Source organism: Cochlodiniinecator piscidefendens, from assembly GCF_011326755.1.
Classification (GTDB): Bacteria; Pseudomonadota; Alphaproteobacteria; order Rhodobacterales; family Rhodobacteraceae; genus Cochlodiniinecator; species Cochlodiniinecator piscidefendens.
The window spans coordinates 1-15,679 of the sequence record NZ_JAAOIE010000010.1 but is presented as its reverse complement, the minus strand read 5'-3'; the positions used below and the strand labels follow the sequence as shown (position 1 = coordinate 15,679).

At 51.5% G+C, this 15,679-nt stretch carries 16 protein-coding genes; 12 read left to right on the top strand and 4 right to left on the bottom strand.

Annotated features, from left to right (window positions below; translation table 11 throughout):
* The first annotated feature begins 15 nt into the window (after positions 1 to 15).
* Positions 16 to 429, top strand: a complete 414-nt coding sequence (locus tag G9C99_RS16875) for a MarR family winged helix-turn-helix transcriptional regulator (RefSeq protein ID WP_166418709.1) — start codon at positions 16 to 18, stop codon at positions 427 to 429.
* The gene (locus G9C99_RS16870; RefSeq protein ID WP_166418708.1) at positions 419 to 901 is read left to right on the top strand and encodes a MarR family winged helix-turn-helix transcriptional regulator; all 483 of its coding nucleotides are present in this window, start codon (positions 419 to 421) and stop codon (positions 899 to 901) included. Before G9C99_RS16875 ends, G9C99_RS16870 begins: the two co-directional genes overlap by 11 nt.
* A gap of 232 nt (positions 902 to 1,133) precedes the next feature.
* Here G9C99_RS16870 and G9C99_RS16865 read toward each other — a convergent pair whose 3' ends face one another.
* Together G9C99_RS16865 and G9C99_RS16860 are read right to left on the bottom strand one after the other, a co-directional pair.
* Positions 1,134 to 2,207 (bottom strand): ParB/RepB/Spo0J family partition protein, encoded by a 1,074-nt coding sequence (locus G9C99_RS16865; protein ID WP_166418707.1) that lies wholly within the window; start codon positions 2,205 to 2,207, stop codon positions 1,134 to 1,136.
* Positions 2,208 to 3,515, bottom strand: coding sequence for an AAA family ATPase (locus G9C99_RS16860; RefSeq protein WP_205859880.1), 1,308 nt, complete (start codon positions 3,513 to 3,515; stop codon positions 2,208 to 2,210). It lies immediately after the preceding gene.
* A gap of 354 nt (positions 3,516 to 3,869) precedes the next feature.
* On the opposite strand from G9C99_RS16860, the gene G9C99_RS16855 reads away from it, so the two are divergent.
* Positions 3,870 to 4,631 (top strand): DnaA N-terminal domain-containing protein, encoded by a 762-nt coding sequence (locus G9C99_RS16855; RefSeq protein WP_166418706.1) that lies wholly within the window; start codon positions 3,870 to 3,872, stop codon positions 4,629 to 4,631.
* A 156-nt stretch (positions 4,632 to 4,787) separates the two neighbouring features.
* On the opposite strand, the gene G9C99_RS16850 is transcribed toward G9C99_RS16855, so the two are convergent.
* Positions 4,788 to 5,723 carry a tripartite tricarboxylate transporter substrate binding protein gene (locus G9C99_RS16850; protein WP_166418705.1) on the bottom strand — a complete coding sequence of 312 codons (936 nt, stop codon included), beginning with the start codon at positions 5,721 to 5,723 and terminating at the stop codon, positions 4,788 to 4,790.
* Between the two features lie 171 nt (positions 5,724 to 5,894).
* Here G9C99_RS16850 and G9C99_RS16845 point away from each other — a divergent pair, with 171 nt between their 5' ends.
* Genes G9C99_RS16845 through G9C99_RS16805 form a run of 9 tightly spaced genes read left to right on the top strand, consistent with a single transcriptional unit; the run spans position 5,895 to position 14,825 of the window.
* Entirely contained in the window at positions 5,895 to 6,839 is a 945-nt protein-coding gene (locus G9C99_RS16845) for a PDR/VanB family oxidoreductase (protein ID WP_166418704.1), read from the top strand.
* Between the two features lie 17 nt (positions 6,840 to 6,856).
* On the top strand, positions 6,857 to 8,215 hold the full coding sequence (locus G9C99_RS16840; RefSeq protein WP_166418703.1) for an aromatic ring-hydroxylating dioxygenase subunit alpha: 1,359 nt from the start codon (positions 6,857 to 6,859) through the stop codon (positions 8,213 to 8,215).
* Complete coding sequence (locus tag G9C99_RS16835; RefSeq protein ID WP_166418702.1) at positions 8,212 to 8,685, top strand: aromatic-ring-hydroxylating dioxygenase subunit beta; 474 nt, start codon at positions 8,212 to 8,214, stop codon at positions 8,683 to 8,685. The genes G9C99_RS16840 and G9C99_RS16835 overlap by 4 nt, the downstream gene beginning before the upstream one ends.
* Before the next feature lie 7 nt (positions 8,686 to 8,692).
* Positions 8,693 to 10,303, top strand: coding sequence for an AMP-binding protein (locus tag G9C99_RS16830; RefSeq protein WP_166418701.1), 1,611 nt, complete (start codon positions 8,693 to 8,695; stop codon positions 10,301 to 10,303).
* The gene (locus G9C99_RS16825) at positions 10,303 to 11,478 is read left to right on the top strand and encodes a thiolase family protein (RefSeq protein WP_166418700.1); all 1,176 of its coding nucleotides are present in this window, start codon (positions 10,303 to 10,305) and stop codon (positions 11,476 to 11,478) included. The genes G9C99_RS16830 and G9C99_RS16825 overlap by 1 nt, the downstream gene beginning before the upstream one ends.
* Entirely contained in the window at positions 11,475 to 12,713 is a 1,239-nt protein-coding gene (locus G9C99_RS16820) for an SDR family NAD(P)-dependent oxidoreductase (RefSeq protein ID WP_166418699.1), read from the top strand. The genes G9C99_RS16825 and G9C99_RS16820 overlap by 4 nt, the downstream gene beginning before the upstream one ends.
* Positions 12,710 to 13,501, top strand: coding sequence for a cyclase family protein (locus tag G9C99_RS16815; protein ID WP_166418698.1), 792 nt, complete (start codon positions 12,710 to 12,712; stop codon positions 13,499 to 13,501). Before G9C99_RS16820 ends, G9C99_RS16815 begins: the two co-directional genes overlap by 4 nt.
* Positions 13,498 to 14,217 carry an SDR family NAD(P)-dependent oxidoreductase gene (locus G9C99_RS16810; RefSeq protein ID WP_166418697.1) on the top strand — a complete coding sequence of 240 codons (720 nt, stop codon included), beginning with the start codon at positions 13,498 to 13,500 and terminating at the stop codon, positions 14,215 to 14,217. The genes G9C99_RS16815 and G9C99_RS16810 overlap by 4 nt, the downstream gene beginning before the upstream one ends.
* Before the next feature lie 5 nt (positions 14,218 to 14,222).
* Positions 14,223 to 14,825, top strand: a complete 603-nt coding sequence (locus G9C99_RS16805; protein ID WP_166418696.1) for a flavin reductase family protein — start codon at positions 14,223 to 14,225, stop codon at positions 14,823 to 14,825.
* Between the two features lie 16 nt (positions 14,826 to 14,841).
* Here G9C99_RS16805 and G9C99_RS16800 read toward each other — a convergent pair.
* Positions 14,842 to 15,679, bottom strand: an 838-nt coding sequence (locus G9C99_RS16800; RefSeq protein WP_166418695.1) for a sulfatase/phosphatase domain-containing protein, incomplete at its 5' end; no start/stop codon positions are given.

Below are 15,679 nucleotides of genomic sequence, written 5' to 3'. Positions count from 1 at the left end.
ATCTGGCTAAGCATTATGAGCCTGCATACCACCGTGTTTTCGGAACTGAACCGACGCCTTTCAAATGAGACAAGTATCAGCCTGGCCAAGTTCGATACTATGGCACAGCTTTACCGCTTTCCCGACGGGATCAGCATGAGCGACCTATCCAGCGCATTACGTGTTTCAAACGGCAATGTGTCGGGCTTGGTCAATCGTCTGATCAAAGACGGCTATGTATGCAAGGAAATGTCACGCGAAGATCGTCGTTCATTCCGCGCCACGCTGACTGAAAAGGGGCGCGCAAAGTTTGAAGAGGCTTTAGACGTGCATCAGAACGTTTTGGCTGACCTGCTTGGCACGCTTTCACCTGACGAACTATCAAACACAGCGAGCCTGCTCCGCGGTCTGGCGGTAAAGCTGAACGAGGGGCCCGATCATGACAACTGATAAAACCTCCGATGATATCGTGTTTCCATTTACTTCACCCGAAGAGCTGGATTCCTATATTCCGTATTTGATCACACGGCTGGCCAATCGATGGTCGTCAGAACAGAACAAAGCACTGGCTGATTTTGACCTCCAAGGCGCAAAAATGCGGGTCCTGTCCTGCCTGTCTTCTTTTGATGAATTGACCATCAACGAACTGTCCATTCTGTCAGTCACCGAACAATCAACAACCAGCAGAACCGTAGAACAATTGGTTGCTGCGGGGTTGGTCGAACGCAGCATCAGCGCCAAAGATCAACGCGTTCGCACTGCGAAACTCACGGCAGACGGATCCAAAGCGCTGAAAAAAATCGCCCCGGCTGTCAACGATGCCTATCAAGATTTGGTGCGAGACACCTCAGCCGAAGACCTTCGCATCTGCATCAAAACGCTCGCAAAACTTCTTTCGAATGTGAAGCAAAACCAAATTTAACCCTATATCCAGAACTTTAGAACGACCCAAAGGGTATCCCGCGAACTGCTGGAATTATGCAAATTCTAATGGGTTACCCCTGAGCTGAGATTTGGAATACTTATAGATTTTGGCGATAATAATAAGCGCCCATATATCTAAATATCATTTAAAAACAATTTGTTAACACTACATGAGGTAAACAAACACGATCAGGGTAACCCACGGGTTACCCTGATTTTTGAACCACATTTCACAGTGATGTAACCCGTGGGTTACCCTGTGCCAGCACCTCTTCGAATGCGCGGACGGCTTTTTCCAACTGATGTCGCGGAACAGATGCAAAATCCTCTGAGCTTACAATCCGACATTCGCCCTGCCGGGCAGTCACCTTCATATCACCTACGTGAAACTCAAACTTTTCCCTCGGGGCGTCAGGTGATTTCTTATCCGTTGGCTTTTTCTTTACCTGTTCAACAAACTTTGCCAGCACATCATTTTGCGCAGCACGGTCCGCCGCGGCTGACAAAGACATGCACAATTGTTCGGCCTCTGCCTGCCCCTTTAGGGCGCGCGCAACGTCTACACCTAGGTTTCTGGCAACCTCTTTTGGCCACTTCAAATCTTCGCCCAGAACTGACAACAAGAAAACAAAGCTACGGATATACGACCGCTTCATCTTATGCAGTGATCCGTATAAACGCCCAACCATGGCGTCCGGGTCCACCTCGTCAATTTCGGGGTCCTGTGCTGCGGTGATCGCAACCTGTGCCATCTCCGCAAAAGTCAGATCTTCGCGCACAACGTTTTCTTCGACCATATCGACATAGCGATCTAGGCGCGCACCCTGCCCTGTTTCGACACGCGCAATAATCGCGCCGAATTGGGCCTCGCCTGTTTCGGCCAACAACTGTGAAAGCGCGGTAAAGCGTCTCCAACCTTTCTTCAGCTGGAACAATCCGGCGGCGTCTTGATAGACTTCTACGGGTTCTTTTTGGCCGCGCTGGCGGATCGAAGACTTCAGTTCTTCCATCTCATCAGATGTTGCCACAGCCTCTAGTTCCAGACGGTCACGCGGCAGATCGCTCGTCTGGATATCAGCCAAAGGAATTGTGACCAGCACCCTGCCCTCATCTTGGGCGGCGCGAAACTCTTTGGCGTCGTGGGCATTCTGGCGGCGCTGTTCAACCTTTGCTTCCGTCGTTTCCTGAAGGCTCTCGGCCGCTTCGCGTACCGCCGCCCCCATTGGGCCAACAGAGCGTTTGCGTTTACTGGTGCCTGCTTCGGATTCCAGCGGAGCAAATCCAAACTTATTGCTTGAAGACATCTACTTTCTCTCCTCTTGATTGCTGGACTCTCTCCAGGATGACAACACCGTTTCTAAGAACTCACCATAAGCCCGATCAAAACTCTGCCGCGCCCGTTTCCATGTTTCGCGGGTCATCTGACGATAGTCCTGTTCATACACCGACATTTGAAAACGCCCCGACTGTTCAACCGCGCGGGTCATTTCAATAGGGTTCTGGCACACGTCAGCCCCAAAGACATTCCGAAAGGCATCCATCATGGCACTGTGCAGCGGATTGGTTTGTTCAAAGCGGGTCATGAGAATTCGAATATCATGAAAGACCTTCGGCAACTTTAAACCAGCGTCCTCTGCCAAAGCTGAAAACCCTTCGGAGATATCCGCCATCGCATCGCCAAGCTGCCCGAGGTAACTCGTGGTGCTGTCATATTCCCAATACCCCGGACCAGATGGGATATAAAGTATATCAGACGCAAAAGCCGCATTGAGAGACTGATAGCCAATCGCCGGAGGGCAATCAAAGATGATGATGTCATATTGATCATCTGGCAGCTCATCCAAATACCGGGCGACGCAGCCAAAAAAGCTCCAAGCTTTGTGCAGTGACCGATATTGCGCCGAGGCAAATTCAACAAAGGCCGCATTGGCACAGGATGGAATAATATCAATCGTCGGCCAGCACGTGGGTTGAATGAAATCCTGAAACCTCTGGGCGCCGATGGATTGAACGTCATCCGGCAACTCGTCCGCAGAAGGGTAGGGGCATTCATCCGGGTCATCATAGCTTGCGGTGATCCGGTCGGCCTCACGACAGAGATCCCGGCACATGATGCCCCAGACGGTGTTCCATTCCTTTACTTCGGTAATGCCCATCGAATGGGTCAAAGTGGCTTGAGGATCAAAATCGACACAGAGAACACGGTACCCATCCAAAGCTGCCGCATTCGCCAAATGCTGGGCGACGACGGTCTTGCCAACCCCGCCTTTGAAATTCGAAACGGCAACCCGCATCGCCCGTCCTTTGGGGCGCTCAGGCAGTAGGTTCTTTCCACGAAAACGCAAACGGCGGCGCAGCTCGTTGATCTCTTTCAATGTGAACCAACGCTGGCGCCCATCGTCTTCGGTCTCACCTTGCGGCAGGGATGGGTCCTCTGCCAATTTCTTACGCAAAGTATCCGCTGGCACATCAAACATGAATTGGCTGATTTCCCAGATTGAAAAGGGCCGCAGGGCCTTCACTTCACCGGGGCTAAAGGTCGAACGACGCACAGCGGCCTGTTGGGCCAAACTGCGATCATTCATGTTCTGCAGGTCGGTATGGTCTCTCATTGAACTACTCTTGCTTTTATTCCTCTTCTCCTGAATAACGGGAAATGGGAAAAATGGCAAAATGAGTTTTCTAAAATCTCGTTTTTTTCAGTTTTCGGGGAAAAACACGAAATACCAAATAAATATGGTGACAGCTGATCCCGCAACATGACAGATATGGTGACACCAACTATGACATAGGGTGACAACTTAATGTCACCCTTAACCATATAACCTAAATTTCTTTATTTAATTTATGAATGATCAGTTTCCCGTATTTTTGGAACAATTGACAAATTACGGGAAAACATGTCTGAATTGATGAAAGTTAGAATCGGCCAGTTAACGAGCTGATAGCGGTAGAGCGGTGCAGACATGCAGACGAAATTATACACTGGCGTAAATGCCGGATCGTTGAAATACGATCTCTTAACAGCTATTTCGGTTGCCGGTTTTTATGGCACTTCTACGTTGCAGATGACGATGGCCCGCCTGACCGGACTTATCACAGCACGATACAATTGGAAACTTGATGAGTTCTCAGTTGGTCAACGCGATCTAGCTAAGATGTGGAATGTAAATGAACGCACGGTAAAGCGAGAGATAAAACGCTGCGTTGAAACCAAGATATTAATTTGTAAGCGTCAAGGCGTTCGGGGCAGGGTAGGGGCCTATCGGCTGAACCTCCCGGAAATATACAGATTGTCCCAGCCTCATTGGGATAGCGTTGGCCCTGATTTTGTTGAACGCATGACAGCGAGTGATCCGCGTAGAAAATCACCAGAACATGAGAACGTCATGAAGGTGGATTTTGGGCCGCGGATTGAACCCCCTGAGCCTGCTTTAAACACAGAACCAACAGATGATACCCCACGCGGGCGCTGGCGGGCCGCCCAACGACGGTTACGGGATTTACATCCGGAAAACTATGAAAGCTGGTTTAAGGGGGTCCAATTTGTTTCTCTGGAAAACACAACCCTATCGTTGAAAGTGAAAACCAAATTTTCGAGCCGCTATATTATGACCCATTTAAAAAATGCGCTTGTCGAAGCGGTTGAAGTGGAATTTGGGCCGGAGCATAAAATAACGATGCTGCACAGTGACAGTCCAACTATTGGTATGAACCCTATGCTATAACTTATAGGGCTCAACCTTCTTTGGGCCTCCTAGGTATTGGCAGACCTGTGAACGCATCGCTGGCTTAGATATTAGGCTTTGAAACCTCTAACAAAGCAAAAAAACCCCACCCAAAGAGGGCGGGGCAAGTCAGGAAGGTTACATTAGGTTTGCGGGTCAGTTCGCGTTCATTTCAGCGATCGCGCCCAAGGTGGCCCCATCTTTGGCGATTTGAGCAGCCGCTTCTTCGCTATTTTGCCAGTAAATCAGTGCGCCGGTTTGTTCAGCCAAAACTCTGGCTTCTTCGCTGGCCATGACACGTTCAGCAACTTCGGCGATTTTGTCACGCGCGTCTTGGGGTGTATCTTCATGTACAAAGAGCCCGTTCCACGTTCCGAGGTTCAGCTCTGGTTTTTCTTCACCCAGGGTTGGAACATCAGGCAGAGTTGGAATCCGGGCTTCGGTCACGGCCGCAAGGGCGGTAATTTCGTCAATGCAAGGCAACACCAGCTGAAGTGTGGTGTTAATCACATCCGCATCACCAGAAGCCAGCGTGTTGCAGTCTAAGGCGTCAAAGGCCGCGTCACCGCCCCATTCAAAGCCATAGGCATCCTGCGTCGCGAGCGTGATTTCCGTTGGGGTAGCACCCGCGCCGAAGTGACCAACAATCAGATTATGATCTTGGGCATAAGATGCGAGTTCTTCCATTGTTGAATATGGCGCATCTGCACTTGTTGCGAGGATGAAAGGGTAGGTTAAGAAAATGCCGATCGGTTCGAATGGGTCATCTGCCAAATCGGGAATGCCGATATGTGGGCCAACCAGAGGGATGTCCAAAACAAAAGAGCCAACAGTATAACCGTCAGCTGGCGCATTGGCGACGGCGACGGCACCGGGAAACGGTCCACCACCGCCGCCTGGTTTGTTTACCACGGCAGCTGGTACGCCATAAGTCGCCTGAAATTCGTCTGCGATCATCCGGGTTAGGATGTCTTCCAAATCACCGGGCGGGAAGGGAACTACAAATTCTACAGGTTTTTCAGGATAGTCGGCCAGTGCAGGTCCCGCTATAGCGATGGCGGCCGTCGTGGCAAGAAGTGCAAGATTTTTCATCGATTTCCTCCAGATGGATGCGTGCAGTTGTTTGAAAATTACATGCATTGGAATAATTTTATCTATAAAATAAATTTTGAGTCAAGTTAGATCTGCACGTTGGTCGGCTTGACAGATTTTTGTTTATATATAAATCTATGCAAAACCATATAAATAGAATCAGAGGGCAACATGTCGTCAATGAGCTATGAAGTTGTTGCTACAACCAGCGAAACCAAAGACGTAAAACGTATAGAGTTGAAGCCTGTTGTTCAGATTCCGATGGCTTGGCGCGCTGGGGCCCATGTCCGCGTTTCTTTGACAGGAGGGGGAGATCGGGCGTATTCTTTGCTCCGTTTACCAACCCTGCCAAAGGGTCATATTGTTTTGGGCGTGTTGCGCGAAAAACAAAGCGCTGGCGGGTCGAAATTCATGCATGCCCTGAAGCCAGGTGACAAGCTGAAGGTTTCAAACCCAAACAACCTATTTGAATTGGCGGATCACGCGGCACCCAGCATTCTGATTGCGGGCGGTATTGGGATAACACCGATTTTGTCTATGGCTGCCGAGCTGACACAAGCCGGGCGCCCGTTTGAAGCCCATTACGCGGGGCGTACCGAGGGTGTTTTGGCATTTGTGCCAGAAATGACCGAAATCTGCGGTGATGCTTTGTCGTTGCATTACGACGATCAACTGAATGCGATGGATATTCGCGCCATTCTTTCCGACGCAGCGGAGGGTGCCCACGTTTATTTCTGTGGGCCTGCGGGCATGATTGAGGCGATCAAATCTATTGCCGCTGATTTGGGTTGGCCCAATACGCGTATACATTACGAATTATTTGCTGCGGATGTCGATCATGCGTCCGATGCAGCCTTTGATGTGGAAATCTACGCGACAGGGCAGGTGGTGCATATACCCGCAGACAAATCCATCATCGAAGCGTTGGAAGAGGCCGGGCTTGACCCCCTTTATGATTGTCAGCGCGGCGACTGCGGCATTTGTCAGTGTGACGTGATTGAAGGAATCCCAGACCACCGCGACGTCATTTTAACCGACGATGAACGCGCCGCTAACGATGTGATGCAGATTTGTGTGTCGCGCTCGAAATCACCGAAACTGGTAATTGATATCTGATTTCACAGGAGGAAGCCATGGATCGCTACCGCGGAAATCCCCAAGCCATTGCCGAACTGGTCAAAGGTTATGCCGTCCACAGGGACGTTTATGTCGACCAAGAAGTTTATGAATTGGAAATGGAGCACCTGTTCCCAAATTCATGGGTCTATATTGGCCATGACAGCCAAATCCCCAACACTGGCGATTTTATCACCTCTAAGATCGGCAACCAACCGGTTCTGGCCTCGCGGCATCGCGATGGTCAGGTCTATGTGATGCACAATCGTTGCCCCCACAAAGGCGTAAAAATTGCGTCTGAGCCTTGCGGCAATACCGGAAAATTCTTTCGCTGCCCCTATCATGCTTGGTCGTTTAAGACAGATGGGTCGCTGTTAGCGATCCCGTTGAAAAAAGGCTATGAAGGCACCGGCTTTAACACGGACGAAGCTGCAAAGGGTTTACCACGGATTGAGAATGTCAAAATCTATCGTGGTATGATTTTTGCCCGTCTTGCTGAACAGGGCCTAAGCTTTGAGGACTATTTTGGTGACGCTTTGTCCACCATCGACAATATGGCGGATCGTTCGCCGGAGGGCGAGCTTGAGATTGTAAGTCAGCCAATCCGCTATATGCACACTTGCAACTGGAAAATGTTGGTCGATAACCAGACGGATACTTGCCATCCGATGGTTGCTCACGAAAGCAGTGCCGGCACAGCGGTTAGCGTCTGGGAACGTGCCAAAGAAGCAAACCCTGATATGGAAACCCCGATGGCGGTGCAGCTTTATGCACCATTCATGAGCCCCTATGAGTTCTATGAAGGTGCAGGTATTCGTGTCTGGCCTAACGGACATGGGCATTCTGGGGTCTCTGGATCAATCCACCAAGACTACGACGACGTGGACGGGTATCTGGCCCAAATGGTCGAAGCCTATGGTGAAGCGCGCGCCCGTGAAATTTTGGGTGATGTGCGACACAACACGATCTATTTCCCCAATATCATGGTAAAGGGCCCGGTTGGAATAATGCGCACATTTATTCCGCTAGGCGTGGATAAAACGTTGGTGGAAAGTTGGGTTTTCCGCCTGAAAGGTGCGCCGGACAAGCTTTATGAACGGGCGCTTATGTACAACCGTTTCATCAATGCACCGACTTCTATTGTGGGGCACGATGATCTCGAGATGTACGAGCGAGCGCAAGAAGGCCTTCTGTCAGATGGCAATGAATGGGTCAATCTGCGTCGATTATGGGAAGATGATGAGCCAACAGAGGCCACTGATGTGGTCAACGGTACTTCGGAGCGGCAGATGCGTAATCAATTCTACGCTTGGCGCAAATTTATGATCCAGAACATGGAAGATACCACAGGAACCCCAGTGGAGGCCGCAGAATGAACCGCGATGATCTGATTGACTTCGTCTACGCCGAGGCTGCCACGCTGGACCGGATGGAATGGAAAGAATGGTTGGCACTGTTTCACAAGGACGGGCGGTATTGGATGCCGCTTGAGTGGCAACAAGAGGACCCCATTCTGCAACCATCTTTGATGTATGAGGATCAGCTGTTGCTGACTGTACGCGTGGAGCGTTTGTCCGGGGAACGGACCTTTAGCCAAAAACCAAAAAGCCGCTGTCATCATTTGCTGCAACGGCCTGAAGTGGTGTCGATGGGCGAAGAGGACGGCGTCTATAAAATGCGGACTTCGTTTATTTACACCGAAACGCGAGGGGATCTTTTGGATCGCTATTCCGGCTGGGTCAGTCACGAACTGGTCGAGGTCGAAGGGGCTTTGAAAATACAACTTAAACGCATTGATCTGATCAATTTTGATGCGCCTTTCAGCAATATTCAATTGTTCATCTGAGGATATGATGACCACCGAAACAGTATATACGCGGTTCATTGAAACTGCGCGGCGTCGTGGGGATGCTCCGTTCCTTCATGTGCTTGACGAAACCGCTGGGATCTACGGCATTCCGGCTGGCGATATTTCTTATGCGGATATGGCCGCGCGGGTCGACGGTTGGCGCGCGCGCTTTGCTGAGGCTGGGTATGGTCCGGGGCACCGGGTTGGACTGTTGCTGCAAAATCGTCCGGTGTTTTTGGAAATATGGCTTGCGTTAAATGCGCTTGGTGTTTCGGTGGTGCCAATAAACCCGGATTTGCGGGTGGCCGAACTTGAATATCTCTCGGAACATTCAGAGTTGATCCTTGCGATTGTTTTACCTGATCGAGTTGAAGAGATGCAGCAGGCCGTCGCCAATGCGGGGTTGATGGTACCGGTGATCACAGCGGATGACCGTTTACCTATCGCCGCAAAATCCGCAGGCGAGATGGAGCTTGGCTCCGCGACGGAATGTGCGTTGCTTTATACCTCTGGTACCACGGGACGACCGAAGGGCTGTATTCTGACGAATGAATATTACCTTCATTCTGGGGACTGGTATGCGGAAACGGGTGGCTACATCAGTTTGCAAAAAGACAGCGAGCGGATGCTTACCCCGCTTCCTGTCTTTCACATGAATGCTATGGCCGTTTCGTTTACAGCAATGGTCACGGTAGGCGGTTGCCTGATTATGCTGGACCGTTTTCATCCGCGCAGTTGGTGGGACAGCGTGCGCAAAAGCGGCGCTACAGTTGTGCACTATCTTGGTGTTATGCCTCCTATGCTTATGGGTGCAGAGCCGTCGCCTGATGATCGCGATCACAATGTGCGCTTTGGCTTTGGCGCTGGTGTGGACAAGACGTTGCACGCGGCGTTTGAGGATCGGTATGGATTTCCGTTGATCGAAGCCTGGGCCTGTACCGAAACAGGTTCGGGCGGTGTGATCTGCGCGCATGAGGAGCCGCGCAAAATTGGCAATTCTTGTTTTGGGCGTCCTTGCAAAGATGTCGATGTACGTGTTGTGGACGACGCTGGTCTTGATGTGATGACGGGGCAGCCCGGCGAACTGTTGGTGCGTCGCTCAGGTGACAATCCACGATATGGCTTCTTTTCAGGTTATCTGAAAAATCAAACGGCAACTGATGAGTTGTGGGAAGGTGGTTGGTTGCACACAGGTGATGTGGTGCAACAAGACGAAGATGGCGCGCTGCATTTTGTGGATCGAAAGAAAAACGTGATCCGCCGCTCAGGCGAAAACATCGCTGCGGTCGAAGTGGAATCTATTCTGAACCGCCATCCAGATATCAAAATCTCTGCAGCGGTTGCAGCGCCGGATGAGGTCCGCGGGGACGAGGTAGCTGTGTTTATGATCCTTGAAGAGGGCGCAGGAGACGTGGTTCAGGCTGAACAAATCGTCAAATGGGCGTTGGATCAGATGGCATATTACAAGGTGCCTGGCTGGATCGCTTTCGCAACAGATTTACCGTTGACCGCCACGCAGAAGGTTTTGCGCGGGCAGTTGAAGGATTTGATGGTGGAAACGTTTGAGAAGGGTGCATTTATCGATATGCGGCACCTGAAGAAGCGGAAGATTTGATGGTTGGACAGCTTCCATATGATGGTGTTGTCATTTGCGCCCCTGTTACGGTTCCGTATGTGCGGTTTTCGGTTGAAACAGCCCATTGGTGGGCTGGGGGCGCGATGCAGGCGTTGGCCCGCGAAACAGGGTTAGGTCCAGCCGATTTTGATGGGTTTTGTTTTGCCAGCTTTTCGGCGATGCCTGACAGTGTGGTCGGCATGGTGCAGCATTTGGGTCTTAGCCCACGTTGGATGGATCATATTCCGACAGGGGGGGCATCTGGTGTGATGGCGTTGCGTCGTGCGGCGCGCGCCGTGCAATGTGGCGATGCTGAGATTGTGGCCTGCGTGGCGGCCGACACCAATCAAATCGACAGTTTCCGCCAGACGCTAGCCGGATTTTCGCGGTTTTCGCAAGACGCCACCTACCCCTATGGGTTTGGGGGGCCTAATGCGACCTTTGCCATGATCACCGATAATTTTTTTCGGAAATACAATGTAAGTCGGCAGGATTTCGCGAAGCTTTGTGTTGCGCAGCGGGACAATGCGCTGTCCAACCCGATTGCTTTGTTGAAAAAACCTCTGACCCACGACGATTACTTGAACGCGCGACCTATTGCTGACCCGGTGCACCTCTTTGATTGTGTTATGCCTTGTGCTGGTGCTGAGGCTTTTATTGTTACCACGCCGGAAAAAGCAGCTGAGCTAGGTCTCTCGACGGCGCGTCTTTCGGCCACGATTGAACGGCACAATGCATATATTGATGATCCTGTGCAGACTCGCGGAGGTTGGGCGCGGGATATTGACGCCCTTTGGTCTGCTGCGGGTTGTGGTCCGCAGGATGTGGATATGTTGCAGGCTTATGATGACTACCCCGTTATCGTTGCGATGCAATTGGCCGATTTAGGGTTTTGCGACAAAACGGAATTGCCTGGGTTTATCGCTGATAACGACTTTACGATCACCGGTTCCTTGCCACTGAACACCAATGGGGGGCAGTTGTCCGCTGGGCAGGCTGGGGCAGCGGGAGGGTTCCAAAATGTGACAGAGGGGCTGCGTCAGATACTGCATTGTCCGCTTGGTGATCAGGTCCCTGACGCAAAAAAGGCGCTGATATCGGGATTTGGGCTGGTGAACTACGACCGAGGTGTTTGCACAGGCGCCGCTGTCATCGAACCGGAGGATTTGCGATGACTGATCCGTTGTCTCCTCCGGTCAAGAAAGACCCGTTGAAGAATACACGCATGGGGCATGTCTCGCCGGGGCTGCGTAGTCGGGCGGCACGCGCTATGGCGGTGCGCGCAGGTCAGGGGCGGTTTGTGCTTCAAGTCTGTGATTACTGTTGCACGGCAACCTATCCTCCGCGTGATCGTTGCCCAAAATGTTGGGGCACGTTGGATTGGCAGGATCAACCCACAGGCGCGACCGTCATGACGGAAACCACCATTCGTGTGACCACAGATCTATTCTTTAAGGAACATGCACCGTGGCGCGTTGGTTCAGTTCAGTTGGAAGCGGGCCCAACGGCAATCGTTCATTTGCATAGCGATGTGCGTCCCGGGGATCGGGTGCGTATGGAGCTAAAACTGGATCGCGGGGGCAATCCCGCACTGTTTGCAATGCCGGAAAAGGAGACGCCAAATATGGTTGATGACGCACAATACCGCACCTTTACCGCAGACCCGAAACATCGCCGTGTGCTGGTCACCGATGGGCGCGGCCCGGTCGGGCAGGCGATGGCTAAGGCGTTGCTGAAAGCAGGCGCACGTGCTGTGTTTTTAGGCAATGGCGACACGACGATGCGTTTTGACGGAGAGGCTGAAATGGTTGCCCATGAGAACGTGGAAATTGTGCCATTGAATGTCACTGATACCAACAGCGTGACAAAATTGGCCCATCAGTTGGGTGGGCGTATTGATATCGTGGTGAATACCGCAGCGGTGACGCGACAAAGTGGGGTCGCCTTCGGCAGTAAGCTGACGGATTTGCAAGCTGGATTTGAGTCCGAAGTGACAGGTTTGATGCGGCTGGCTCAGGGGTTTGGTCCAGCGATGTCTGCGCGTTCGGATGATGGGACCAATTCGGCAGCGGCATTTGTCGATGTGGCGTCGGTTTATGGTTTGACAGGAAGAGCGGGGTTTGCTGGGCAGGCGGCCACTGCTGCTGCACGTTTGGCACTGATTTCTGGTTTGCGTGGCGAGATGGCACAGACCGGCATCCGCGTCATTTCTGTGCTGACCGGGCCAGTTGACGACGTCTGGCATCAACATGTTCCACCGCCAAAAACTGCGCCTGCTCAGATAGCGAAATCCGTGATCGACGCGTTGACGCGCGGACTTGAGATTAATTGTGCCGGCGATGCCGCCAAAGACCTTTTTGCGCGCTGGCAGGCTGACCCATTCTTGACCATTCGGGAGGAAAACCAATGAGCAATTCCCTGTTGAGCGATCTTGCTGGGGCGCTCGTCTCAGGGCGGGTGCAGATGGTGGATCTGACCAATACGCTTAGCCCTGACTTTCCAGTAATCGTGCTACCACCTGAGTTCGGCCAATGTGCACCTTTTCGAATGGAAAAGGTTTCGCGTTATGATGAAAATGGCCCAGCTTGGTACTGGAACAATATCTCGATGAACGAACACACGGGTACACATTTCGATGCGCCTGCGCATTGGGTGACCGGTAAGGATGTCCCGTCTAACACGGTAGATGCAATTCCAGCGCGGGAGTTTATGGCCCCAGCCGTGGTGATTGATATTTCCGCTGAATCTGCGGTTGATCCTGATTTCGTCGTTACACGCGAATTTTTGACAAAATGGGAAGTGGAATTCGGCCGGATCCCGCCGCGCCACTGGATCGCTCTGCGCACCGATTGGTACAAGCGCGTTGGCACGGCGGATTATGTGAACATGCAGGAAGATGGCGCACATTCACCGGGTCCTGATGCAAGCGCGGTTGAGTTTATGGTTCATGAGCGCGACTGCATCGGTTTGGCGGTGGAAACTGTGGGCACGGATGCCGGACAAGCGATGCATTTCAATCCGCCATTGCCTGCGCATTCAATTCTACACGGGAACGGAAGGTTTGGCCTGCAATGTTTGACCAATCTGGACAAATTGCCAACTTTTGGCGCGATGATCATTGCTTGCCCGCTGAAGATAGAAGGGGGCTCCGGTAGCCCATTGCGCGTTGTTGCGATGATTGAAGGAAAGAACGTATGACCACCACATTGATTACAGGTGGCAATTCGGGCATTGGGGCCGCGATTGCTGATTTGTTACTGGCGCGGGGGGAGAACGTAATCTCGCTTGGTTTAGAGCTTCCGACGACCAAGCATGACAATCTGATTGGTTTTACAGTTGACTTGACCGACGCCGTTGCGGTGGCTGAGGTGGCAACAAAAATCGCCGAAGGATATGACGTTGATGGGGTGGTACACAATGCAGGAATGATCCTGCCAAGCCTTTTGGAGGATGCAAATCCGACGGACATTCTGACGCTTGCTCAATTGCATTTGGCTGCACCTATGGCGCTGACACAGGCATTTTTACCCGGGATGGAAACGCGCGGAGGTGGGCGAATTTTATTCGTATCATCCCGGGCGTCTATGGGGATGCCAACCCGTTCGGCCTATGCTTCGACCAAAGCCGGGGTGCATGGTTTAGCCAAAACCTGGGCGTTGGAACTTGGTCCGAAAGGCATCACAGTTAATGTCATTGCACCGGGCCCAGTATTGACAGAAAATTTCTGGGGCGTTGTGCCTAAAGATGGCGCGCTACAGGATAAAATTGCCAATGGAGTACCCGTTAAGCGGATTGGCAATGTGGAAGATATCGCCAACGCTGCGGGGTTTTTTCTGGATGAAAAGTCTAGCTTTGTAACTGGGCAGGTCCTTTATGTGTGTGGGGGCACGAGCCTTGGCAGTTTGCCGAGTTAAAGGCGATGTTTTACAACACCAAAGACGGGCATCCGTTCCGGTTCAATCCGCTGAGTGCTATTGTGACGCCGCGCCCGATCGCGTGGATTTCCACACAGGACGGGAAGGGCGTGCGCAATTTAGCCCCCTATTCGTTTTTCAATCTGACGGCTTATGATCCGCCACAGGTTATGTTTGCTTCGACGTTGACGAAAACTGACCAGATACGCTCAAAGGATACCGTGGCGAATATTGAAGCTACCGGTGTATTTTGCATAAATGTGGCGGAACTCGCCTCGGCAGAAGCGGTCAATAAATCCTCTGCACCTTTGCCCAAAGAGATGAACGAGTTTGAGCACGCAGGCGTTGAACAGGCCACTTGCGAGACCATCGATTGCGTTCGCGTTGCTAATGCTCCTGCATCGCTGGAATGTTGTTTGAATGAAATCATTGATTTACCCGGCGAAAACAATCATCTGGTTTTGGGATTTGTCAAAGCAGTCCATATGCGAGATGACTGTATTCGTGATGGCAAATTTGAAATTAAAACCTATCGGCCGCTTACGCGGCTTGGGTATCAGGATTATAGTGCCATCGCAGATACGTTCGTTTTGAAACGTCCTAAGTAATCCGACCCTCTGAGACTTACTCAGGATTGAATTTGCGCAGTCGTTTTTGTTCTTCGTTTAGTTCTGCTTCGTCCCAGTAGCCGATAACAATTCCAGCCTGAAGCACAGGATCGCCGCCGGCCTGCATCAACTTATCATCTTGGGTAAATGTGGCATCTGTTGCCGTGATCCGGTTGCGCGCATTCCGGTACCAAGAATGGATCGCATCAATGAGACGATTACATGTTTCCTTATGCGCAGGGTCTGCACCCAAATCGACCAATTCTTTGGGGTCGGTTTTTAAGTCAAATAGCATTGGGCGCATGTTATGGCATTCAATCAGTTTGAAACGACCATCAAATGCCATGGTCAAGCGGCTGTTTTGCACGGAAAGGTTTAGTTTCAGGCGTACAGTTTCCGCAGCAAAATCGAATTCGGAAAAAACGTAATTGCGCCAATCGGGATTTTCCCCCCGTAGCAGTGGCATAAGCGAACGCCCTTCGAGAATGTGGGACGCGTCAATACCCCCCGCTATATCTACAAAAGTGGGCGCGAGGTCGATCATTTCAACCAATGCATCTGAGGTGGTGCCCCGCGTGGAATCTGCGGAGGCATCAGGATCATAGATGATCATTGGTACTTTGGCGGATGGATCATGAAAGAGGTATTTTTCACCCATCCAGTGGTCTCCCAAGAAATCCCCATGATCAGATGTGAAGACGATCATGGTATTGCCCATCAACCCCTGATCCTGCATGAAAGAAAAGAGATGCCCCAGTTGGTCATCAATTTGTTTGATCAATCCCATATAGGCCGGAATGATTTTTTCGCGGGCACCGTTGCGGGAGAAGTTGCGGGAGTAACGTTCACTTGCA